18 protein-coding genes are annotated in these 23,596 nt (G+C 71.3%); 12 read left to right on the top strand and 6 right to left on the bottom strand.

Going from position 1 to position 23,596, the window contains the following annotated elements; all coding sequences use genetic code 11:
* Positions 1–11 precede the first annotated feature (11 nt).
* The 3 genes from KBX71_RS20125 to KBX71_RS20135 are packed head-to-tail and all read right to left on the bottom strand — an operon-like array spanning position 12 to position 3,213.
* Positions 12–1,034, bottom strand: a complete 1,023-nt coding sequence (locus KBX71_RS20125; RefSeq protein ID WP_210819545.1) for a D-alanine--D-alanine ligase family protein — start codon at positions 1,032–1,034, stop codon at positions 12–14.
* Positions 1,031–2,173 (bottom strand): alanine racemase, encoded by a 1,143-nt coding sequence (gene alr, locus KBX71_RS20130; RefSeq protein ID WP_210819546.1) that lies wholly within the window; start codon positions 2,171–2,173, stop codon positions 1,031–1,033. The genes KBX71_RS20125 and alr overlap by 4 nt, the downstream gene beginning before the upstream one ends.
* On the bottom strand, positions 2,170–3,213 hold the full coding sequence (locus KBX71_RS20135; protein ID WP_307847192.1) for an acyltransferase family protein: 1,044 nt from the start codon (positions 3,211–3,213) through the stop codon (positions 2,170–2,172). The genes alr and KBX71_RS20135 overlap by 4 nt, the downstream gene beginning before the upstream one ends.
* 248 nt (positions 3,214–3,461) lie before the next feature.
* Here KBX71_RS20135 and KBX71_RS20140 point away from each other — a divergent pair, with 248 nt between their 5' ends.
* On the top strand, positions 3,462–4,334 hold the full coding sequence (locus tag KBX71_RS20140) for an LLM class F420-dependent oxidoreductase (protein WP_210819548.1): 873 nt from the start codon (positions 3,462–3,464) through the stop codon (positions 4,332–4,334).
* Positions 4,335–4,402: 68 nt separating this feature from the next.
* On the opposite strand, the gene KBX71_RS20145 is transcribed toward KBX71_RS20140, so the two are convergent.
* On the bottom strand, positions 4,403–6,664 hold the full coding sequence (locus KBX71_RS20145; protein WP_210819549.1) for a catalase: 2,262 nt from the start codon (positions 6,662–6,664) through the stop codon (positions 4,403–4,405).
* A gap of 184 nt (positions 6,665–6,848) precedes the next feature.
* Between KBX71_RS20145 and KBX71_RS20150 the strand changes: the two genes are divergently transcribed.
* The 10 genes from KBX71_RS20150 (at position 6,849) to KBX71_RS20195 (ending at position 18,293) form a co-directional block, all read left to right on the top strand.
* Entirely contained in the window at positions 6,849–7,748 is a 900-nt protein-coding gene (locus tag KBX71_RS20150; protein ID WP_210819550.1) for an alpha/beta hydrolase, read from the top strand.
* A 136-nt stretch (positions 7,749–7,884) separates the two neighbouring features.
* Entirely contained in the window at positions 7,885–8,673 is a 789-nt protein-coding gene (locus KBX71_RS20155; protein ID WP_210819551.1) for an ABC transporter ATP-binding protein, read from the top strand.
* On the top strand, positions 8,670–9,392 hold the full coding sequence (locus KBX71_RS20160; RefSeq protein WP_210819552.1) for an ABC transporter ATP-binding protein: 723 nt from the start codon (positions 8,670–8,672) through the stop codon (positions 9,390–9,392). Before KBX71_RS20155 ends, KBX71_RS20160 begins: the two co-directional genes overlap by 4 nt.
* A 30-nt stretch (positions 9,393–9,422) precedes the next feature.
* Positions 9,423–10,301 carry a branched-chain amino acid ABC transporter permease gene (locus KBX71_RS20165; RefSeq protein WP_091399163.1) on the top strand — a complete coding sequence of 293 codons (879 nt, stop codon included), beginning with the start codon at positions 9,423–9,425 and terminating at the stop codon, positions 10,299–10,301.
* Positions 10,298–11,410, top strand: coding sequence for a branched-chain amino acid ABC transporter permease (locus tag KBX71_RS20170; protein WP_210819553.1), 1,113 nt, complete (start codon positions 10,298–10,300; stop codon positions 11,408–11,410). Before KBX71_RS20165 ends, KBX71_RS20170 begins: the two co-directional genes overlap by 4 nt.
* Before the next feature lie 84 nt (positions 11,411–11,494).
* Complete coding sequence (locus KBX71_RS20175) at positions 11,495–12,781, top strand: ABC transporter substrate-binding protein (protein ID WP_210819554.1); 1,287 nt, start codon at positions 11,495–11,497, stop codon at positions 12,779–12,781.
* Between the two features lie 332 nt (positions 12,782–13,113).
* Positions 13,114–13,725, top strand: coding sequence for a TetR/AcrR family transcriptional regulator (locus KBX71_RS20180; protein ID WP_210819555.1), 612 nt, complete (start codon positions 13,114–13,116; stop codon positions 13,723–13,725).
* Positions 13,726–13,793: 68 nt separating this feature from the next.
* Positions 13,794–16,616: an AAA family ATPase gene (locus KBX71_RS20185; RefSeq protein WP_210819556.1), complete on the top strand. Its 2,823-nt coding sequence runs from the start codon at positions 13,794–13,796 to the stop codon at positions 16,614–16,616.
* A gap of 46 nt (positions 16,617–16,662) precedes the next feature.
* On the top strand, positions 16,663–17,811 hold the full coding sequence (locus KBX71_RS20190; RefSeq protein ID WP_210819557.1) for an acyl-CoA dehydrogenase family protein: 1,149 nt from the start codon (positions 16,663–16,665) through the stop codon (positions 17,809–17,811).
* A 17-nt stretch (positions 17,812–17,828) separates the two neighbouring features.
* Positions 17,829–18,293 (top strand): MaoC family dehydratase, encoded by a 465-nt coding sequence (locus KBX71_RS20195; RefSeq protein ID WP_210819558.1) that lies wholly within the window; start codon positions 17,829–17,831, stop codon positions 18,291–18,293.
* A 165-nt stretch (positions 18,294–18,458) separates the two neighbouring features.
* On the opposite strand, the gene KBX71_RS20200 is transcribed toward KBX71_RS20195, so the two are convergent.
* Positions 18,459–18,965 (bottom strand): RICIN domain-containing protein, encoded by a 507-nt coding sequence (locus KBX71_RS20200; RefSeq protein WP_210819559.1) that lies wholly within the window; start codon positions 18,963–18,965, stop codon positions 18,459–18,461.
* Between the two features lie 558 nt (positions 18,966–19,523).
* Here KBX71_RS20200 and KBX71_RS34615 point away from each other — a divergent pair.
* A complete protein-coding gene (locus tag KBX71_RS34615; RefSeq protein WP_210819560.1) occupies positions 19,524–23,168 on the top strand; it encodes a hypothetical protein in 3,645 nt (1,214 codons plus the stop codon).
* Between the two features lie 72 nt (positions 23,169–23,240).
* Here the strand turns inward: KBX71_RS34615 and KBX71_RS20210 are convergent.
* On the bottom strand, positions 23,241–23,596 hold a 356-nt coding region (locus KBX71_RS20210; protein ID WP_210819561.1), incomplete at its 5' end, for a cellulose binding domain-containing protein.

Here is a 23,596-nt window from a genome sequence, read left to right on the forward strand (position 1 = left end):
CGACCACCGTCTCACACCAGGTTGGCCGCTGGGGCCGGCCGGGGCAACGCGCTGTGCCGGCCGTGGTCCTGGTCGGCCAGCGCGCCGGAGATCAGGATGTCGATCAGGGCGGCGAACCCGATGCCGGCCTGCTGCCAGATCTGCGGGAACTGCGACGCGGCGGTGAAACCGGGGAACGTGTTGACCTCGTTCACGATGGGCTCGGTCGACCCCTCGGTGGGCAGGAAGAAGTCGACCCGCAGCAGCCCGCGGCAGTCGAGGGCCTGGAAGGCGCGGATCGCACGGTCCTGAAGCACCTCGGTGGTCGCCGCGTCGAGCGGGGCGGGAATCTGGAAGATCGCCCCGCCGTCGTACTTCGCGTCGTAGTCGAAGAAGCCGGCGCCGGTCACCCGGATCTCCAGCGGCGGGCCGGCCTGCACCCGACCGTCCGGGTGCTGGAGGACGGCCACGTCGATCTCGCGCCCCCGCGCCCCCTGCTCGACGAGCACCTTGGGGTCGACCTGGCGGGCCTGCTCCAGCGCGGCGGGAACCCCCGCCCAGTCGTCCACCCGGACCACGCCGAGGCTCGACCCGGCACGGGCCGGCTTCACGAAGACCGGCAGCTCCAGCCGACGCTGGTCCTCGGGCGACAGGTCCTCGCCGGTACGCAGGGTCACCCCCGGGCTGACCCGCAGTCCCTCCGCGGCGAGGAGCCGCTTGGTGACTCCCTTGTCCATGCCGGCGGCGCTGGCGAAGACGCCGTTGCCGACGTACGGCACGCCGAGCCATTCCAGCAGCGACGACACGGTGCCGTCCTCGCCGTACGGGCCGTGCAGGGCCGGGAACACCACATCCTGGGCGCGCAGCACGCGCAACGCCGCAGGCAGGGGCGTCGGTCGGCCGCCGACGTGCCACCCGCCGTCGCGGTCGATGAGCACCTCGGTGACCTGGTACCGCTCACGGTCGAGGTGGGCGAGGATGCTTGCCGCCGAGCGGCAGGACACCTCGTGCTCGCCGCTCTGCCCGCCGTACAGCACTGCCAGTCGGGTTCTCATGAGTTCCGTGCCCTTCCGTGGAGGTGCTCGCGGGCCACCCGGGCCCCGATGCCGGTCAAGATCTCGTGTGGGTTGGTGTCGGCCCAACGGGCCCACTCGACGACCGTCGGAGGGTGCTTGTCACCCTCGGCCGGGCCGAACACCACGACCGGGTCGCCGATCGTCACGGGAAGATCCCCGGCGTCGACCACGCACTGGTCCATGGCGATGCGCCCGACGATCGGGCACCGCCGACCGGCGAGCCACACCGAGGCGTTACCACTCGCGGCCCGGGGCAACCCGTCTGCGTAGCCGAGCGGCAGCAGCGCCAGCGTGGTCGGTGTGCCGGTCACGTGCTCGGGCCCGTACGAGACGCCCGTGCCGGCCGGCACCCGCTTGATGTTCACCACGCTCGTTCGCAGGGTCATCGCGGCACGCAGCCCGAAGTCGCCCGGACCGCTCGCGCCGAACGGGTCCACGCCGTAGAGGGCGATCCCGATCCGGCAGAGGTCGAAGCGGGTCCGTGGTGCGGAGAGCGCGGCTGCGGAGTTGGCCAGGTGGACCAGTTCGGGGTCCAGACCAGCCGACCGAGCGGTCCGCAGCGCCTCCTCGAAGGTCGCCACCTGCCGGGTGAGCGCGGGTGCGCCCGGCAGGTCGGCGTCGGCGAGATGGGACCACACCCCGCGCACCCGGATCCCGCCCTCCCGTTCGTACTTGCGGGCCCAACCGACCAACTCGGGCCAGTCGTCCCCGGCGGCCCCGTTGCGGGACAACCCGGTGTCCGCCTTGAGCTGCACCATCGCCGGTACGCCGAGCAGACGGGCCGCGTCGGCGACGGCGTGCAGGTGCGTCGTCGTGGACACGCCGACGTCGACGCCACCTTTGATCAACATACCGAAGTCGTCGTCCGGGCCGTGCAGCCAGCTCAACGTGGGCGCGGTCACACCCGCGTCGCGCAGGGCCAGCGCCTCGGTCGTCGAGGTCACCCCCAGCCAGGTGGCGCCGGCGCGCAGCGTGGCCCGGGCCACCTGCACCGCGCCGTGGCCGAACCCGTCGGCCTTCACCACCGCCATCAGTCCGGTGCCGGTGACCGCCGCGATCGTCCGCACGTTGCTGGCGATCGCGTCCAGGTCGACCAGGGCTTCGGCGAGGGCGCTCATCCGGCCGCCTCCACCCGGCGCGGGCCGGGGAGCGCGAACAGCCAGCCCGCGCGAACCGCCAGCAGCCCGCGGTGGACGGCCAGGCTCAGGCCGATCACCAACGCGGTCAGCAGAATCGGATAACCGAGCACGATCAGGTTCTGAACGGACCCACCCAGCCCGGAAACCGGTACGAGCAACAGCCGGTGCAGCAGGGCCAGGACCGGCATGTGGATGACGTAGATCGGCAGGGTGATGCGGCCGAGCCTAGCCAGCGGTTCGCTGAGCACCGACCACCGCGACAGTCGGGCAGCGGCGGTTATGCCGAAGATCACTGCCAGCACGGAGACCAACGGCCAAGCCCCGAACCACTGCTGGGCGCCGGTCACCGCCATCGCGGCGAGCGCCAGGACATAGGCGCCCGAGGTCAGCACCAGCCGACGGCGGCCGGCGGTGGCCGTCCACCGCTGGATCTGCGGCCGCAGGTACAGGCCGGCGAGGAAGAAGACCAGGTTCTGGTAGAGACCGGCGCGGTTGCCCGGGGTGTCGAGCAGGCCGGCGGCGGCGACGGCGGACAGCGCGGCGGCGGGGACCAGGATCAGCGCCCGGGGCACCCGACGGGTCGCCTTGGCGATCGTGAAGTACAGCGCCAGGGCGTACAGGTACCAGAGGTTGGACGGCGTGATGGTGAGCTGCTCCAGCAGGCCGAGGGCCGAGGTGGCACGGTCGGTCGGCAGCTGCGGCGCGGCGGCGAGGACCGCGGTGTGGATCAGCAGCCAGACGGCGTACAGGTAGAGGAACCCGGCGATCCGGCTGCGTGCGACCACCCGCCACGGTCGCTGCGCCGCGTTCGCCGCGAAGACACCCGAGATGGTGAAGAACAGCGGCATCCGTAGCGGGAGGAACTGCTCACCCAGCGTTCCCCAGAAGCCCGGCACCGGTACGCCGATGTGCCAGTCGATCTGGAGGTAGTCCTTCACGACGACATGCCACAGGACGACGAGGATGATGCAGACGCCCTTCGCGGCGTCAGCCCACTCGGCCCGCTGTGGTCGTCCCACGACGGGGGTGGTCCCGGCCCGGTGACGGAATCGGACGCGCGTCGCGTCGGACTCCACGTCGGCGGTCCGGGACTTGGTGCGAGACAGCAGTTGGATCACTCACCAGAAGCTGCCAGCCGGATATCCGCACGCGAGCCACGAATTGTCATGAACGCGTAATGGACATTGCCGGACCCGCGTCGGAGGCGGTGCCGAGCCGCCCCCGGCGGACGCCTGGCGGCACTAGGCTCGTTGCGGAGGTGCCGAACATGAAGCTCGGGCTGCACTACTGGAACTACTCGACCCCGGCCGACCCGACCGGGATCGCACCGACCCTGGCGCAGACGGCGACCAGCGCCGAGCAGGCCGGCGTCGCGTCGTTCACGGTGATGGACCACTTCTTCCAGATGGACGCGGTGTTCGCGGCCGAGGAGCCGATGCTGGAGGCTTACACCACGCTGGGCTACGTCGCGGCGAAGACTCAGCGGATGACGCTGGGCGTGCTGGTCACCGGTGTGATGTACCGGTACCCGGGGTTGCTCGCCAAGACCGTGACGACCCTCGACGTGCTCTCCGGCGGTCGGGCCCGCCTCGGCATCGGCGCCTCCTGGTACGAGCGGGAGCAGCTCGGGCTGGGTGTGCCGGTCGTCCCGGTGGCCGAGCGGTTCGAGCGGTTGGAGGAGACGCTGCGCATCTGCCTCCAGATGTGGAGCGCCGACGACGGCCCGTTCAACGGCAAGCACTACCAGCTCGCCGAGACCATCAACTCGCCGCAGCCGTTGAGCCGCCCGCACCCGCCCATCATGATCGGCGGCGGTGGCGAGAAGAAGACCCTGTTGCTGGTGGCCCGGTACGCCGACGCCTGCAACCTGTTCGGCCGCGGCGGCATCGACGACGTCGCGCGCAAGCTGGACGTGCTGCGTGGGCACTGCGCCGCCGAGGGCCGCGACTACGACACCATCGAGAAGACGGTGGTCGCCGCCCAGCCTCCGCTGGACGACATCGACGCGTTCCTCGCCGAGGTGTCCGAGTACGCCGCGCTCGGTGTCAGCGAGGTCCAGGTGACGCCGGATCGGCACCCGGTCGAGTTCGCCCAGCGGCTCGGCGACGAGGTGCTGCCCCGGTTGGCCGACATCGGCTGATCCCACCGCGAGCACCACGAGGGCCGCCCTCCTGGTGCTACGGAGGACGGCCCTCGTACGTGGTCGGGTCAGGCGACGGAGGCGGGGAACCGTTCCCAGACCCGGTGCGCGGCCATCAACTGCTGCACCGCCGTCAGCGCCTCGGCGCCGGAGCCCGCCGCCACGACGCCCGGGGTGCCGGCCACACCGGCCTGCTCCAGCACTGTGACGCCGGCGCCCCAGGCGCCGATCGCCTTGGCGTGCCGCCAGGACTCCTCGACGAGCAGCAGCACGCGGGGGTCCACGGTTGCCGGGGCCGGACTGCCCGCCTTGGCGTCGCGGGCGGGCAGGGCATCCGGTGCGGGTGCCGGCGCTCCGGTCAGCAGGATCGCGTCGAACTCGACCGACCGGCCGGTGGCGAAGGTGCGCTGCACCGGCAGGTCGCCCACCATGCCGCCGTGCGGGGCGATCAGCAGCGGCACCATGCCGGCGTCGAACACGGCCCGGCGGACCTCGTCGACACCGTCCAGGTCGCCGTCGGGGTCGACGACGATCCCGACGACGCGGCCGTCACTCGGCCACTCCCGACCGACCTGTGACAGCGCCGGGCTGGGCGTGACGTCGACGAGGGGCGTGGTCGGCTGCGGCGCGGGCAGGCCCAGGCCGGTGGCGACCTGCTCGCACAGCACCGGGTCGATGTTGGCCAGGCTCTGCAGCTGACGCTCCTTGATCGCCTGGTGGTAGCACTTGCCCAGCTCGAAGGTGTACGCCCGGATGATGTGCTCCTTCTCGACCGGCGACATGCTCAGCCAGAACAGCCGGACCTGGCTGTAGTGGTCGTCGAACGAGGCCGGGTTCGCGCGTACCTTCGGTGCCTGCGCGACAGTGACCGGCACGTCGACGAAGGCGTGCTCGGCGTCCCCGGCGGGGAACGGGTTGCCGCCGTCGAGCGAGTTCGGCCGGTACGGCGCCACGCCCGCGTGCACGGCGTGCTGGTGGAAGCCGTCGCGCAGCATGTCGTTCACGGCGGCGTGCGGGCGGTTGATCGGGATCTGCGTGAAGTTGGGCCCGCCCAGTCGGGTGAGCTGCGTGTCGACGTACGAGAAGAGCCGGCCCTGCAGCAGCGGGTCGTTCGTGACGTCGATGCCCGGGGGCAGGTGGCCGAGGTGGAAGGCGACCTGCTCGGTCTCGGCGAAGAAGTTCGTCGGGGTGCGGTTGAGCACCAGCTTTCCGATCGGCTGCACCTCGGCCAGCTCCTCCGGCACGATCTTCGTCGGGTCCAGCAGGTCGATGCCGGCGAAGGTCTCCTCGGGAGTGTCCGGGAAGACCTGGATGCCCAGCTCCCACTCCGGGTACGCGCCGGCCTCGATGGCGTCGTAGAGGTCGCGGCGGTGGAAGTCCGGGTCCATGCCGCCGAGCAGCTGGGCTTCTTCCCAGGTCAGCGAGTGCACGCCCAGCTTCGGCTTCCAGTGGAACTTGGCCAGCACCGTCTCCCCGGCCTCGTTGACGAGGCGGAAGGTGTGCACGCCGAAGCCCTCCATCGTCCGGTACGAACGCGGAATGCCTCGGTCGGACATGTTCCAGATGGTGTGGTGCTGCGCCTCGGTGTGCAGCGACACGAAGTCCCAGAAGGTGTCGTGGGCGCTCTGCGCCTGCGGGATCTCCCGGTCGGGGTGCGGCTTGCCGGCGTGGATGATGTCCGGGAACTTGATCGCGTCCTGGATGAAGAAGACCGGCATGTTGTTGCCGACCAGGTCGAAGGTGCCCTCGTCGGTGTAGAACTTCGTGGCGAAGCCACGGGTGTCGCGGACCGTGTCGGCCGAACCCCGCGAACCGAGCACCGTGGAGAACCTGACGAAGACGTCGGTCTCGCGCCCCTTCTTGAGGAAGCCGGCCCTGGTGACCTCCTCGGCGGTGCCGTACGCGGTGAACACACCGTGCGCGCCGGCGCCCCGGGCGTGCACCACGCGCTCCGGAATGCGTTCGTGGTCGAAGTGCGTGATCTTCTCGCGTAGGTGGTGGTCCTGCAGGAGCACCGGGCCGCGCGGGCCGGCCTTGAGCGAGTGGTCGGTGTCGCGCAGCCGCGCCCCGTTCGCGGTCGTGAGGTAGGCCCCCTGCTGACCGTTCGCGATCGTTGGCGCGCCGGTCTCCGCGCCGGTCGGCGTACGCGTCTGCGGTGCCCCCTGTTCCGGCTTCGGCGGCAGCGGGTCGTGCGGCGTGGTCGGCTCCTCAACCGGCGGTGGCGCGCTCCCCGGCGCACCGGGGACATCCGGGGTGAGGGCGTCGGCGATCTTTCCTGAGGCGGTCTTCACGGCGTTCTTGACCGCCTCGGCGGGCTTGTTGGAATCCACTGAATGAACCTCTCCATGGCGCGTGTGCGGGACGGCGCCTGCCCTGCTACCCCTGGTCAGAGGGTCGAAACGCAACTCGGCTCGGCATCCTGCCCGGGGACTGGTGATTTCGCCGATGCCGGGATCGGCGGAACAGCCAAAACTGACACACGTCGATATCCCTCGACTTTAGGGAGTGCCCGACGTGTCCTCACCAACCACCACCCGTCCCCGTTCCGTCGCAGCCCGTGCCACCCGGCTCGCGCTGGCCGCCGTCCTGGCCGCCGGCGGCGTCCTGGCCGGATCGTCCGGCGCCGCTCAGGCCGCGAGCCCGTACGAGCGGGGCCCCGCCCCGACCACAGCGATCCTGGAGGCCAGCCGCGGCCCGTTCTCCACGTCCTCGCAGAGCGTCTCCTCGCTGAGCGTCACCGGCTTCGGCGGCGGCGTCATCTACTACCCGACCAGCACCAGCGAGGGCACCTTCGGCGCCATCGCCATCTCGCCCGGTTACACCGCCGCCTGGTCCAGCATCAGCTGGCTCGGACCGCGCATCGCCTCGCACGGCTTCGTGGTGATCGGCATCGAGACGAACAGTCGGCTGGATCAGCCGGCCAGTCGGGGTCGGCAGCTCCTCGCCGCGCTGGACTACCTCACCGAGCGCAGCTCGGTGCGGACCCGGATCGACAGCAGTCGACTCGCGGTGGCCGGTCACTCAATGGGTGGCGGGGGCAGCCTGGAGGCGGCCTCGTCGCGGCCGTCGTTGCAGGCCGCGGTGCCGCTCGCGCCGTGGAACCTGGACAAGAGCTGGTCCGAACTGCGGGTGCCCACGCTGATCGTCGGCGGGGAGAGCGACAGCGTCGCCCCGGTCTCCTCGCACTCGGTGCCCTTCTACAACAGCATCCCGGCGTCCGCCGAGAAGGCGTACCTGGAGCTGAACGGGGCGAGCCACTTCTTCCCGCAGACCACCAACACGCCGACCGCGCGGCAGATGGTGGCCTGGTTGAAGCGGTTCGTCGACGACGACACCCGCTACGAGCAGTTCCTCTGCCCCGGCCCGAGCGGCTCGCAGATCGAGGAGTACCGCAACACCTGTCCCAGCGCCTGACGGCGGTCACGGGGCGGTCGCCGCTGGCGGCCGCCCCGTCCGCGTGCGTGAAGGGGCATTGAAGGTCTTGACGCCATACCCGAGAAACGTACACTGCGAGTGTAAATAAACACCCGCCACGACAGAGGGATGGGTGATGGAGCGCGGCCTCGAACTGCACCACATCGGCGTCCGTTTCGGCGGCCTCACCGCCCTCGACGACGTCTCCCTGCGGGTGCCACCCAACCGGGTGGTGGGCGTCATCGGGCCCAACGGCGCCGGCAAGACCACGCTGTTCAACGTGATCTGCGGCTTCGTCGCGCCGGAGACGGGTTCGCTCACCCTCGACGGCCGGCCGCTGCGGCCACGGCCGCACCGGCTGACCCGGCTCGGCATCGCCCGGACCCTGCAGGGCACCGGGCTCTTCGCCGGGCTCACCGTGCTGGAGAACGTGATGACCGGCGCTTCGCACACCGCGCGTGCGGGCTTCGTCCCGGCGCTGCTCGGGCTGCCGGCCAGCGACCGCGACGAGCGCCGGCTCCGCGGGGACGCCCTGGCCATCCTCGACGAGTTGGGCATCGCCGAGCACGCCGAGGCCGCGCCGACCACCCTGCCCTTCGCCGTACGCCAGCGGGTCGCCCTGGCCCGCGCGCTCGCCGCCCGGCCCCGGCTGCTGCTGCTCGACGAGCCGGCCGGTGGCCTCGGCGCCGACGACATCGCCGCCCTGGCGGAGCTGGTCCGGCAACTGCCCCGGCGGGACACCGACAGCTGCGCCGTGCTCCTGGTCGAGCACCACATGGACCTGGTGATGGCCGTCTGCGACGAGATCGTGGTGCTCGACTTCGGCCGGGTCATCGCCGCCGGAACCCCGGACGAGATCCGCGACGACCCCGCGGTCACCGACGCGTACCTCGGTGCCACAGTCGAGGAAGAGGTGTCCCCATGACCGCGACCGACCTGCTCGTCGTGCGCGGGCTGGTCGCCGGTTACGGCGCCGCGCCCGTGCTGCGGGCCATCGACCTCACCGTCCCGGCCGGCACGATCGCCGCGGTCGTCGGCGCCAACGGCGCCGGCAAGACCACCCTCCTGCGTGCGCTCTCCGGCATGATCCGCCCGGCCGCCGGCCAGGTCCTCCTGTCCGGGGAGGACCTCCGGGGTACGCCTGTGGAGCAGCTCGTCCGCCGCGGCATGGCGCACGTCCCGGAGGGGCGGGGCGTGATCAGCGAGCTGACTGTCGACGAGAACCTGCGGCTGGGCGGGTTGTGGCGGCGCGACCGGGCCGACGCCCGGCGGGCGCTCGACGAGGTCTACCAGCTCTTCGAGCCCCTGGCCCGACGCCGCCGCCACCTCGGTCACCAGCTCTCCGGCGGTGAGCGGCAGATGCTCGCGCTCGGTCGGGCCCTGGTCGGCCGCCCCCGTCTGCTGCTGCTGGACGAGCCGTCGCTCGGCCTGGCGCCACGGGTGGTCGCCCGGACCATGGCGCTGCTGCGCCAACTGCGTGACCGCACCGGCCTGACCGTCCTGCTGGTCGAGCAGAACGTGCGCAGCGCGCTCGCCGTCGCCGACCAGGGCGTCGTGATGTCCCTCGGTCGGGTGGTGATCGCCGCCCCGGCGGCGCGGCTGCGCGACGACGTCGACCTGCGCCACGCGTACCTCGGTTTCTGACCACCACCTCGTCCCCCGGAGGGAGGACTGTTGGACCGCTTCGTCTTCCTCACCGTCGACGGCCTGTCCCGGGGCGCGGTGTACGCCGCGTTCGCGCTGGCCCTGGTGCTCATCTGGCGGGCGGCGCGGGTCGTCAACTTCGCCCAGGGGGCGATGGCCGTCGCCGCCGCGTACGTCGCCTACACGGTCAGCACCGCGACCGGCTCGTACTGGCTGGGCTTCGTGGTCGCGATCGTCGCCGGTCTGCTGCTCGGCGCGCTTGTGGACCGCGTGGTGATGCGGCACGTCGACCACGCCTCACCGCTCAACCCGGTGATCGTCGCGCTCGGGCTGGTGCTGCTGATCCAGGCCGTGTTGGGCATGGTGTACGGCAGCGAGTTCCGCCCCGCCGAGGCTCCGTTCAGCCGGTCCGCTCTGACCGTGGGCGGGGTCGCCGTGCTGTCCCCGTACGACCTGTTCGTCTTCGCCACGATCGGGGTGGTGGTCAGCGGCCTGGCCTGGATGTTCGCGCGTACCCCGGTGGGGTTGCGGATGCGGGCGGCGGCCTTCGCTCCGGAGGTCTCCCGGCTGCTCGGGGTCAACGTCGGTGGCATGCTGACCCTCGGCTGGGCGCTCGCCTCCGGGGTGGGCGCGCTGGCCGCCATGCTGGTCCTGCCGACCGAGTTGGGCCTGCACCCGCACGCGATGGACCTGGTGTTCGTCTCGGCGTTCACGGCGGCGGTGGTCGGCGGGTTGGACAGTCCACCGGGGGCGGTGGTCGGCGGTCTGGTGGTGGGGCTGCTGCTCTCCTACGTGAGCGGCTACGCCGGCAGTGACCTCACCCCGCTCGCGGTGCTGGTCCTGCTGCTGGCGGTGCTGCTGGTCCGGCCCGGTGGGCTGTTCGCCCCGGTCGCGGCGAGGCGGGTGTGAGCGCCACGAGGGCGGCCCTGCCGCCGAGACACCGGCTCGACGACCCGGGCGGCCGACCTGTCGACCGGCGACGCGGCTCCACACTGCTGCGTCACCTCGCCGTGGTGTTGGCCGCCGGGTTGCTGCTGGTGGCGGTCAGCTACGCCATCGAGCCGTTCCGCAACTTCCAGCTCGCCACCGTGGCCGCCTACCTCTGCGCGACCGCCGGGCTGACCGTCCTCACCGGGCTCAACGGTCAACTGTCGCTCGGGCACGGCGCGTTGATGGCGACCGGGGCGTACACCGTGGCACTGTGCCAGACCGCGTTCGCCGACCGGGGGATGACCGGCGGTTGGCTGTTGCCGCTCTCGCTGGGCGTGGCGATCGTCAGCACTGTCGCGGTCGGCGCGGTGGTCGGTGTGGCGGCGGCCCGGCTGCGCGGTCCCTACCTGGCCGGGGTGACCCTCGCGGTGGCCGTGGTGGTGCCGGCGCTGGCCGTCACCTTCGACGGCGTGTTCAACGGCGAGCAGGGGTTGTCGGTGCCGGTGGAGCCGCCGCCGCTGTCGCTCGGCCCGTACTTCCCGTACGAGCGGTGGCAGCTCTGGGTCACCGGCGCGGCCACCCTGCTCGCGTTGCTGCTGTTGGCGAACCTGATCCGCAGCCGGTACGGGCGCACCTTCCGGGCGGTCCGCGACGACGAGGTGGCGGCTCGCCTCGCGGGCATCCACGTGGCCCGCACCCAGGTCCTCGCGTTCGTGGTCAGCGCCGCCACCGCCGGGCTCGGCGGCGCGTTGCTGGCGGTGCTCGCGCAGAGCGTGTCACCCGGGGCGTTCTCGCTGACCCTGTCGCTGTTCCTGCTGATGGCCGTGGTGATCGGTGGCCTGGGTCGACTGACCGGCGCGTTGTGGGGGGCCGTCCTGCTGGTCGCCCTGCCCGATCTCACCCACTCGCTGACCGACACGCTCACGCTCTCGCCGGCGGTGGCGCAGCGGCTGGAGGGCAACCTCCCCCTGGCGATCTTCGGACTCACCCTGATCGTCGTCATGATCGCCGCCCCCGGCGGTGTGCAGGGTCTGCTGTCGCGTCTCGGCCGGGCGTTGCTGGCCAGGCGGCCGACCCGGCGTTCCTGAGCTGTCCTCGGTCCGGCCTCGGCCGGGCGCCCCACCACCACACCGTTCCCACAGACAACCGGACCGAGAAAGGTCGGTGTTCCCATGCACCGTAAAGCGCAACGCGGCCTCGCGATCGCCAGCACCCTTGCCCTGCTCATCACCGCCGCCGGCTGTAGCGGCGACGACGGCCCCGGCTCCGGCGGGGCGTCGGTGCCGGGCGTCACCGACACCGAGATCGTCGTCGGCACCCACATGCCGCTGACCGGGCCGGCCTCGGCCGGCTACTCCAAGATCGCACCGGCGACGAAGGCGTACTTCGACTACGTCAACGCCAACGGCGGGGTGCACGGCCGGAAGATCACCTACAAGATCATGGACGACGGCTACAACCCGGCGAACACCCAGCAGGTGGTCCGTCAGCTCGTGCTGCAGGACAAGGTCTTCGCCGTCCTCAACGGTCTGGGCACGCCGACGCACACCGGGGTGCTGGACTTCCTCAAGAGCAACCGGGTGCCCGACCTCTTCGTCGCCTCCGGCAGCCGCAGCTGGGACCAACCGGACAAGTATCCGGGCACGTTCGGGTTCAACCCGGACTACACGGTCGAGGGCAAGATCCTCGCCAACTACGCGAAGGCGAACCTGGCTGGGCAGAAGGTCTGCTTCCTCGGTCAGGACGACGACTTCGGCCGGGACAGCCTGGCCGGCGTGGAGAAGGTGCTCGGCGCCGGTGCCGTCGCGGCCAAGCAGACGTACGTCACCAGCAACACCAACGTGGCGCCGCAGATCGGCGCGTTCAAGGCGGCCGGCTGCCAGGTCGTCGTGCTCGCCACGGTGCCCGGCTTCACCGCGCTCTCCGTCGGCACCGCGGCGCGGCTGGGCTTCAAGCCGCAGTGGCTGGTCTCCAACGTCGGCGCCGACCACCCGACGCTGGCCAAGCAGCTCGGCGCCGCCGCGCCGCTGCTGGAGGGCATGGTCGGCACGAACTACCTGCCGATGCAGAACGACACCGCGAACCCGTGGATCCAGCTCTTCACGAAGGTCAACAAGGAGCACAACGGGGACGCGCCGTTCGACGGCAACACCGTCTACGGCATGTCGGTCGGCTACCTCTTCGTGCAGACGCTGCTCGCCGCCGGCAAGGACGTCACCCGGGAGAAGGTGCTGGACGCCGTGCAGAAGGGCGGCTTCCAGGGCCCCGGGCTGGTGCCGCTGCGCTTCTCCGCCACTGACCACTCCGGGTACGGCGGCCAGCGGTTGAGCCGGGTGACCGGGGGAGTGCAGAGCTACTTCGGGCCGGCGTACGAGACCGACGAGGCGGACGGGTCGGTCAACGAGTACACCGCCACCCCGGCCGCGCCGCCGGCGAACGGGGTGCCGACCGCCTCCTGAGGTCCCGTCCCCCGACGTCCGACCGCGCGAGGTCCCCCCTGACCCCGCCCGGTCGGACGGCTGCGCGTGTGCTGTCGGCGCGGCCTGCCGACCAATCGTCCGAGGCGTTGACCGACACCGATCAGCGCTCATACTATCTGCACCGTGACTGCATATTCGGCCCGTCCTGTCACCCGACGACACCACCTGGCCGATCCCCTGCGACGGCGGCTCCTCGCTGACCGGCCGGACCGGATGGCGGCGTCGGCGGAGCGTCCGGGAACGCTGATCAGCGCCTGTCTAGACTCGGCGGTGCGTCGGGGGACGCCATGACGGTGAAGGGGCGGGGGCGGATGGACGGGGTCGATGTGGTGGGCCGGGTCGACGGGCGCACCGCCCGCGCCGAACGGACCCGGGCGGCCATCGTCGAGGCACACCTCGCACTCATCTCCGAAGGCGACCTCCGCCCGACCGGGGAACGCATCGCCGAACGGGCCGGCATCTCGCTGCGCACCCTCTGGACCAACTTCAAGGACATGGAGACGCTCTTCGAGGCGAGCGGCGCGGAGGTGCTCCGCCAGCAGGACGCCGCCCACCGGCCGATCTCACCCGGGCTGCCGTTGGCGAAGCGGGTCGACGCGTACTGCCGGCAGCGGGCTCGGCTGCTCCAGCTCATCGCACCGTCGGCGCGGGCCGCCCAGATGCGTGAGCCGGTCTCCGAGCAACTGCACCGCAACCGTCTCAAGCACATCGAGCGGGTCCGTGACGAGGTCGACGAGCTCTTCGCCGTCGAGCTGGCCGAGGCTGATCCTGGGCGGGAGCAGTTGCTCAACGCCCTGGTGGCGGCGAGCACGTGGCAGGCCTGGTCGATGTTGCGCTACGGGCTCGGTCTGGGCGTGGACCAGGCCCGCGCGGTGATGGCCCGGACCGTGGGCGCCCTGCTGGCCGAGGTCGCGCCCGACTGAGTCCGGCCGGCCCGGCCCGATATCGCCCCCTCTTTCCATTCGGTTTCCGATGGGTAACACTGGCAGACATGGTTACTGCATCAAGAGTGCAACTAACCGTACTGCGTGGCCGGGACGACGAGTGCCGGGCTGTCCAGAGCCTGCTCGACGGCATGACCAACGCCGGCGGTGCCCTACTGGTGCGCGGAGAGCCCGGATCGGGCCGGACGGCGCTTGTCGGCTACGCCCATCGGCACGCCGAGGGCTGCACCGTGCTCGCCGGCAGCGGCCTCGCCGAGGAGGCCGCCCTTCCGTACGCCGGCCTGCAACGTCTGGTCGACCCCGTGCTCGACCGGGCCGCAGCCCTGCCCAACGAGCAGCGCCAGCTGCTGCGGCGAGCGCTGGCCGGGGAGAGCTGCCCCGCCGACCGGCAACTGACGCTGTCGATGGCGGTGCTCGGGCTGCTCGCCGCCGCCGCCCGGGACCGGCCGTTGCTCGCCACCATGGACGACGTCGACCGAGGTGACCCGCAGACCGCCCAGGTGCTGGCGTTCGTGGCCCGCCGACTGCGGCACCTGCCGCTCGCCGTCCTGCTCACCGCCGACATCACCGCCAACCTCGACGGGATACCGGCACACCGACTGCGCGCGCTGACCGAGCAGGAGAGCAGCGCCGTCCTCACCGACCGCCTCCGTCGGCTGACCGGGCGCGAGGGCGTCGACCGGCTCCCCGAGCGGCCCGCCGCGTCGGCCCTGACCGCGTTGGCCATGATCGGCGGCGGCAACCCGCAGGCCCTGGTGGACCTCGCCGAGGCGCTCAGCGCGGGGCAGTGGCGGGGGGAGGAGTCGCTGCCCGCCGCGCCACCGGCGGATGGAGCGCTGGGTCGCGCGTACCGCGCCCGGCTGGACCGCCTGCCAGCGGAGACCCGACGGGTGCTGCTGCTCGCCGCGCTCGACGAGGACGGCGAGCCGGTCACAGTGATCCGGGCCGCCGCGGCCGCCGGCGCCGAGGTCGAGGCGCTCGCTCCGGCGGAGGTCGCCGGCCTGGTCCGCGTCGACCAACGAGGTGTCACCTTTCCGCAGCCGCTGGTGCGCGCGATGATCGCGGCCAGCGCGCCGCTCGCGGAGCGCCGCGCGGCCCACCGCCTGCTCGCCGAGGTGCTGGTCGCGGACGGGCAGCGGCTCCGCCGGGCGATGCACCTCGCCGCCGCGACGGCGGGTGCCGATCCGGTGCTCGCCGCCGAGCTGGAACAGGCGGCGGTCGGCGGATCGGACGGGTGGGCCGCGGCCTCGGTGGCCCTGCGGTGGGCCGCCGAGCTGAGCGATCATCCGAAGCTGACAACCGCCCGCCTGTTGACCGCTGCCCGCTACGCCTGGGCCGGCGGACAACCCGACGCGGCCCGGCTGCTGCTCGACCGCCTCCGCATGGTCTGCGCCGACCCGACCGTCCGAGCGCGCGCCGACCTGCTCCGCGGTGAGCTGGAGCTGCGCTGCGGTGCCGCGTCGAGCGCGTCAGCCACGCTGCTGGCCGCCGCCGCGGCGGTGGACGGCACCGACCGCGCCCTGGCGTTGACCGGGCTGGTGCGGGCCGGCGAGGCGGTCTGCTTCGCCGGCGACCAGTACCGGTACGCCGAGGTCGGCCGCCGGGCGCTGGCGTTGCGGCGTCCGAACGACCCTCCGGCCCTGGAGGTCATGGGCTGCCTGATCGCCGGGGTGGCGGCGACCCTGCGGGGCGACCACGAGCGAGCCGGGCCCGCGCTGCGCCGCGCCGTGGTGCTGGGCGGCCGGCTGACCGGTTGGGCGTTGACCCCCACCGCGCTCAGCTGTGCCGCGGCGGCCGGACTGCTGGTGGCCGTGGACGGCGCGGCCCACCGGCTCGCCGAGCGCGCCGTCGAGCTGGCCCGGGAACGGGGCGAGGTGTCCATGCTGTCGCGGGCATTGGAGCTGCGGGCGGTCGCCGAGTACTGGCTGGGTCGGCACGAGACGGCGGCGGAAACCTCCCGCGACGGGCTGCGCGTCGCCCGTGCCAGCGGCCAGGTCAACTGCGCCAACGTCCATCTGGGCATGCTCGCCGTCCTCGCCGCGATCCGGGCCGACCGGGACACCAGCCTGCGGCGGATCCGCGAGATCGGCGAGTCGCCGACGCCGGGCAGCCGTCCGCACGCGCTCGCCGCGTGGGCCCTGGCGGTGCTCGACCTGGTCGACGGCCGGCACGCCGAGGCCGCCGACCGGCTGGCGTCGCTGGCCCGGCTCGGCACCGGTCGAGGTCAGGTCCTCGTGCAGGTGATGGCCACCCCGTACCTGGTGGAGGCCGCGGCGCACCTGGCGCACCGACCGGCGGCGACGGCCGCGCTCGCCGCATACGACAGGTGGGCCAGCAGCACCGCGAGCCCGCTGCGCCGAGCCCTCTCCGCGCGGTGCCACGCGCTGCTCGCCCCTCGGGGCGGTGCCGAGGCGGAACGGCATTTCCAGGCGGCGCTGCGCCTGCACCCGACGGAGGCCGGCACGTTCGAGCGGGCCCGCACGGAACTGCTCTTCGGTCAGGAGCTGCGCCGCAGTCGACGCCCTCGCGACGCGCGGACTCACCTGCACCAGGCCCGCGAGATGTTCAGCCTGCTCGGGGTGGAGTGCTGGGCCGAGCAGGCCACCACGGAGCTGCGGGCGGCCGGCGAGTCGATCGGTCCGCCGGACCTGCCCGCTGCGCGGCTGCTGACCGGCCAGCAACTGCGGATCGCCGAGCTGGTCGCCGAGGGCGCCACCAACCGGGAGATCGCGGCCCGGATGTTCCTCTCCACCCGTACTGTCGACCACCACCTGCGCAACGTGTTCCACCGGCTGGGCATCCGTTCGCGTACCGAGCTGGCCCGCGCGTTCACCGCCGAACGGCAGGTCGGTCTGGCCTCGGACCGGTGACCGTCCGGCCTGGACGCGTTAAACTATCACCGCTAGTTTGAGCGTCATGGACCTCACCCTCTCCGCCGAGCAGACGGCGGTCCGCCAGCTGGCCGCCGAGTTCGCCGACCGTGAGCTGCTGCCGCACGCGGCCGCCTGGGATCGCCGCGAATCGGTCGACCCCGCCATCGTCGGCACGCTCGGGGACCTGGGCTTCCTGGGACTGACCATCGCCGAGGCCGACGGGGGTTCCGGCGGTGACCACCTCGCGTACTGCCTGGTCCTGGAAGAGCTCGGCCGGGGCGACTCCGCGGTGCGCGGCATCGTCTCGGTCTCCCTCGGCCTGGTCGCCAAGTCGATCGCCGCGCACGGGAGCGCGGAACAGCGGGCCGAGTGGCTACCGAAGCTCTGCGCCGGCAGCGCGCTCGGTTGCTTCGCGCTGACCGAGCCGGACAGCGGCTCCGACGCGGCGGCACTGCGCACACGTGCGGTCCGCGACGGCACCGACTGGCTGCTCACCGGCACGAAGACGTTCATCACCAACGGCACCACCGCCGACGTCGCGCTGGTCTTCGGCCGCACCGGCGGCCCCGGGCACCGAGGAATCAGCGCGTTCCTGGTGCCCACCGACAGCCCGGGGCTGACCCGCCGGGAGATCCACGGCAAGCTCGGCCTGCGCGGCCAGGCCACCGGCGAGCTGGGCTTCGACGAGGTACGCGTGCCCGACACGGCCCGCCTCGGCGCCGAGGGCGCCGGGTTCCGGCTGGCCCTGGCCACCCTCGCCAAGGGCCGGATGTCGGTGGCCGCCGGGTGTGTCGGCATCGCCCAGGGCTGCCTCGACGCGGCGGTCGGCTACGCCGGGCAGCGGACCCAGTTCGGCAAGCCGATCGCCGGGCACCAGCTCGTCCAACAACTGCTCGCCGCCATCGCGGTGGACACCGCCGCCGCCCGGCTGCTGGTGTGGCAGGTGGCCGACCTGATCGACCGCGACCAGCCGTTCGCCACCGAGGCGTCGATGGCCAAGCTCTTCGCCAGCGAGGCCGCCGTCCGCGCGGCCAACAACGCGGTCCAGGTGTTCGGTGGGTACGGCTACATCGACGAGTACCCGGTCGGCAAGTACCTGCGCGACGCCCGGGTGGCCACGCTCTACGAGGGCACCAGTCAGATCCAGCAACTCCTCATCGGACGCGCGCTCACCGGCGTCAACGCCTTCTAGCTGTAGGGAGACCTGGCATGAGAGTGTTCACCTCGTTCGAGGAGTTGGCCGCCGCCACCGGCGAGAGCCTCGGACCCGGCCCGTGGCAGCGCATCGAGCAGAGCCGCGTCGACCTCTTCGCCGACGCCACCGACGACCACCAGTGGATCCACCTCGACCCGGTCCGTGCCGCGGCGGGGCCGTTCGGCGGGACGATCGCGCACGGGTACCTCACCCTGTCGCTGTTGCCCGCGTTGGCGGGCGGGCTCTACCGGGTCGAGGGGGTGACGATGGGGGTCAACTACGGGCTGAACCGGGTGCGTTTCCCCGCGCCGCTCCGGGTCGGCGCCGCCGTGCGCGCCACCGCCACCATCGCCGACGTGTCGCCGGTGAGCGGCGGTGTGCAGTTGGTCGTGACTGTCACAGTGGACAGCGACAGCGGCGGCAAGCCCGTCTGCGTGGCCGAGACCGTGAGCCGGCTCTACCGCGCCGTGGAGCAGTGAGGCCGGTGGCGCCTTCCTGCACCGCCTCCTGAGCGCCTCCGCAGGCTGAGGGGCGGCGACGGGTCCCGTCGCCGCCCCGTACTAGCAGCAATGCCGTTCAGTTAGGGCCAGCAGAGGATTAACGCGGTCGGACGCTGAGGAGGTTGGTACTAGTGTTGGTTCCATTCACCACGTTTCCCACTTGCGGGCATTGTGGTTGTCGCAGGCGTACTGGACGACCGGGGCATTGCGGCTGCCGCTCCCGCCATCGACGGTGATGCATAGTAGGCTGTGGCCGTTCTGGAGCTTGTAATACGATCCGCTGGGCACGATCTTCCAGAGTCTCGAGACGTCGGAATCGCAGTTGTATTGCACGATTCTGACCCCTAAGACGGGACTGCCGCCGGCGGGCGACAGGCATTTTCCGCTGTTGAGGTTCTGGATCCGCACGTAGCCGGTAACGGTCGAACTGATGCTAGTCCACCGGCTTCGGTCGAGTCCATCGCAGGTGTATTGGACAATTCCAGCATTGTTGGACGTGCTCCCGCCCGCCACGGCCATGCAGATGCCGCTGTTGACGTTGATGATCATCCTGTTCGTGAAGCTGGCAAGGGCGGCGCTCGGGTTGAACAGGACCACAGCTGCCGAGGCTGCGATTGCTAAGGCGATGGCGCGCACCGATCGCTGAATCATTGTCATTCCTTTCCCCGTAGATTGTTGTTGTTGAGTGCACCGCGAGGTTCTTCGCTCCGAGCGAGGTTCCTGGTTCAGGTCGACTTGGAGTGACAAACCTCGATATTGAAACCCCGCATCTCGCTTCCTGATCAACACACCCTTTGACTAGCTCCGCCCACGCCTAACTGAACGGCGCTGGTACTAACAGTCGACGCGGACGAGGCTGGTCTTGCTCCTTGCGCTGGCCGGCAGATCGACGGCGCCTCGATAGGAACTCGTTATCGAATACCCCCTCGCTTATTCAGGGATCGCATGACACCCCCCGATCCCAGGGCGGTCATCAGTGCTGCGAGTGATTGCGTCGATGCCGCTTCTGGCGTGTGTCATGCGTCCCTATCACCCATCCTTCGTCCCGCCGATCGTGTTGGGCTGTCGAACGTGGCCGCACGTCTAGCCATGCTGTGGCTGCTACCCGACACTCGTCGATCGGCGTCCACGGAACTAGATATAGTCGCCAATGGATTGTTTGCCAATCATGTCGCCAGGCTGACAAACAACTCTGTGACGGGGGACAACGTGGGACGACCTGAGCGGCCGCTCGACCCGCAGGCAGGCGAGCTGGAGCGGTTCGCGCTCGACCTGCGCCAGCTGCGAACGAAGGCGGGCGCGCCGACGTACCGCCAACTGGCCAGGCGCGCGCACTTCTCGGTGACCACCCTGGCCAAGGCGGCCAGCGGCGACACCGTGCCGAGCCTTCAGGTGACACTGGCGTACGTGGCCGCCTGTGACGGCGATCAGGCCGAATGGACCGAACGGTGGCACAGCCTGATCGCGAGCGTGACGTCCGCCGAGACGACGGGGGTCAGCCGCGGGCCGTACTGGGGAATGGCGGCGTTCCAGCCGGAGGACGCAGAATGGTTCTTCGGACGCGAGCGCATGGTGGCCCAGCTGTGTGAAATGCTCACCCGCCTACGATTCGTCGCGGTTTTCGCCCCGTCCGGCTCGGGCAAGTCGTCCCTGCTCCGGGCGGGTCTGTTAGCGACAGTGGCCGAGAATCCCGTCAAGGGTCAGCCGGCCTGGGCCACGGTGCTGATGACGCCCGGCGAACATCCAATCGAAGAGCTCGCGTTCCAACTCGTGAATGAGCAGGACCTGGCTCGTGACGCGGTCCAGCGCCAGTTGGCCGATGATCCGGCGAACATCCGCGCGACGATCGAGCACATTCTCGATTCCCGTCCATCGGTCGCGAACGTGCTCATCGTGGTGGACCAGTTCGAGGAGCTCTTCACGCTCTGCCGGGACGAGGAGGAGCGGTCGGGGTTCATTGCCGCGCTGCTCGCCGCGGCGGAGGTTTCCAGGGTGCGCGTGGTGCTGGGAGTGCGGGCCGACTTCTATGGACGGTGCGCGGCCTACCCGGCCCTGGTGGCCGCTCTCCATGAGCACCAGTTGTTGATCGGCCCGATGGACGACGAGGACCTACGGCGGACGATCACCGGCCCCGCCGAGCGCGCCGGGTTGCTGGTGGATCCGGCGTTGGTGGAGATGGCAGTGGCGGACGTTGGCGGTCAGACGAGTGCGCTACCGCTGCTGTCCCACGCGCTTCTGGAGACGTCGCGTCTGCGGCAGGGCAAGCGGATCACACTGGCCCACTACCGCGAGTCGGGTGGCGTGAACGGCGCCATCACCCGTACCGCCGAAGGGGTGTACGCGCAGTTCGACGAGGGGCAGCGAGGGCTGGCACGGTACGTCTTCCTGCGCCTGACGGCCCTCGGTGACGGCACCGAGGACACTCGACGGCGGGCCCCAGTCGCCGAGTTGGTGGGTGGCGCCGACCCGTTGGCCGCAGCCGGGGTGCTGGGTAGGTTGACGGCCGCGCGGCTGGTCACGGCGGACGAGAAGGGCGTCATGGTGACCCACGAGGCCCTGATCCAGGAGTGGCCCCGGCTGCGTCGCTGGCTGACCGAGGACCGGGAGCTGTTGCGCTCTCACCGCAGGCTGACGGAGGCCGCCGCCGAGTGGCACCGGCACGACCGGGTGGACGGATTCCTGTACCGGGGGGTCCAGTTGGCGCTCTGGGGAGCCCACCAGGTGATGGACCTCAGCGACCTGGAACGGGACTTTCTGGCTACCAGCCGCGCCCGAGAAGCCCGGCGCCGAACGGCCCGACGACGGCGGACCAGCGTGGCATTGACCGGGCTCGCAGCAACCGTTGTCGTGGTGAGCGTCCTCGCGGCGGTGGCACTGGTGCAGGCGAACCGAGCGGCCGCCGAACGAGACCTCGCTGTCTCCCGGCAGCTGACGGTCGAGGCGAGTAACCAACTGCAGATCGATCCGCAACAGGCGCAGCGCCTCGCCAGACGCGCTCTGACCACACGTCCGACTGTCGGTGCGGAGATGGTGCTCCGCCAGGCCGCTGTCGACGACCGACTGCAGGCGGTTGTGCCGATGAGCAGCAAGAAGGCCCTGGGCGTGGCATTCAGTCCGGACGGAAGGCGGGTGGCCGCCACCGGGACGGATGGCGAGGTGCGGGTGTGGACCTGGGCCGCGCACGGCGTCTCCGGACCGGGCCGGGCTCTCACCGGCGCGTCCGAGGGGCAGGTCTGGAGTCCGATGTTCAGCCCGGACGGGAAGCGACTGGTCACCGCCGGCTCGGACGGCACCGTCCGGATCTGGCAGGTCGATGGAAGCGCTGGGCCCATCGTCCTGCGCGGGCACGAGGGCCCGGTCTGGGGAGTGGCCTTCAGCCCCGACGGACGGTTGGTCGCCAGTGCCGGCGAGGACACCACGGTCCGGGTCTGGGATGCCCGCGGCGTCGACCGACCGGTGGTGCTGCGTGGGCACACGAAGGTCGCGGTCGGTGTGGCCTTCAGCCCGGACGGGCGCCGGTTGGCCAGCAGCGGCCACGACGCGACGGTACGGCTCTGGGATCTGGCCACGCGATCCACCAGAACGATCCTCACCGGGCCACGAGAGGCCACCAGGACATTGGTGTTCAGCCAGGACGGCACCCGCCTGGCCTGCTCCAGCGCCGACGGTACGGCGTGGGTGTGGCCGCTGACCGGGCCGGCGGCTCCGGTGGTGCTGCGGGGGCATGAGGGCACTGTGGAAGGGCTCGCTCTGAGCCCGGACGAGCGGTGGATCGCGACCACCAGTGACGATCTGACCGTACGGATCTGGAACGCCAACGGCGCCGGTGACCCGTTGGTGCTGCGCGGCCACACCAACCGGGTCTGGGCGTTGGCGTTCAGTCCGGATGGATCCCGGTTGGTGAGCGCGGCCGATGATGGCACGCTACGGATCTGGGACCCGGGCAGCGATCGTCTGATTCTGCGGGGCCACACGAAGGCGACCTGGTCTGCCGCGTTCACCCCGGACGGGCAGCGGGTGGTCAGCGGCGGCGAGGACGGCACGGTACAGGTCTGGAACCTGGCCACACCGGCCGTGCCTCGGGTGCTGGGCCGCCACGACGGCGACGTCTACGGTCTCACGGTGAGCCCGGACGGGACGAGTGTGGCTACCGGCGGCCGCGACGGCAGCGTGCGAGTCTGGGACCTCGCCGGCAGACATGACCCGGTGGTGCTTCGCGGGCACGAGAAGCAGGCGTGGACCGCCGACTTCAGCCCTGACGGCCGTCGCCTGGCCAGCGTCAGCAACGACAGGAGCCTGCGAATCTGGGACCTCACCGGCCAGAGTGCCCCGGTGGTCCACCGAGTCGCCGAAGAGATCCGGTACGCCGCCTTCAGTCCGGACGGCAGGAAGGTCGCCACGGCTGGCGCGGAGGGCACCCTACGGATCTGGGACGCCCTCGGTACGGCGGCACCTCTGCTCCTCCCCGGTCACGAGGGACTGGTCTGGGCCGTGGCTTTCAGCCCGGACGGACAACGCGTCGCCAGCGCCGGTTTCGACGGCACAGTGCAGATCCACTCCGTCACGAACGCCATCGCTCCGATGACGCTGCGGGGACACGAGGGTCCGGTCTGGCACGTGTCGTTCAGCCCGGACGGGCAATGGGTGGTCAGTTCCGGCAAGGACGGCACCGCTCGGCTGTGGCGCGCGTCGGAGGCCGCGCAGTCCGTGACGTTCGAGGGCTTCGGTGCTTCCGTGGAGACCGTCGACTTCAGCCCTGACGGCGAGCGGCTCGTCTCGACCCACGACGACGGTACGGTGCGCGTCTGGCCCTGCCGCGCGTGTGCTCCGGTCCACAGCCTGCTGGCGCCGTGACCAAGGACGTCCGCGACGAGCGGATGCCGGGGCGGTGCCGGGCCACCGGGGCCCGGCACCGCGCGGGTGGGATCAGGCGACCGTGCAGGCGGTGCCGTTGAGGGTGAACGCTGACGGTCGGCCGGTGCTGCCCGTGTGGGTTGCCTGGAAGCCGATGTCGACCGACGTGTTCGGCGCGATCGTCGCGTTGTAGGAGACGTTGCGGGCGGTGACCGCTCCACTGGACGGGGAGTAGCTGGCGTTCCAGCCACTGGTGATGGTCTGCCCACCGGGCAGCGTGAACGTCAGGGCCCAGCCGTTGACCGGCGTGCTGCTGGTGTTGGTCAGCGAGACCGACGCGGTGAGACCGCTGTTCCAGGCGTTGACCGTGTACGCGACGCGGCAGTCACCGGACGGTGGGGGAGTGGTCGGCGGGGGAGGGGTGGGTG

Origin of the sequence: Micromonospora sp. D93 (genome assembly GCF_018070365.1) — a bacterium.
Lineage (GTDB): Bacteria > Actinomycetota > Actinomycetes > Mycobacteriales > Micromonosporaceae > Micromonospora > Micromonospora ureilytica.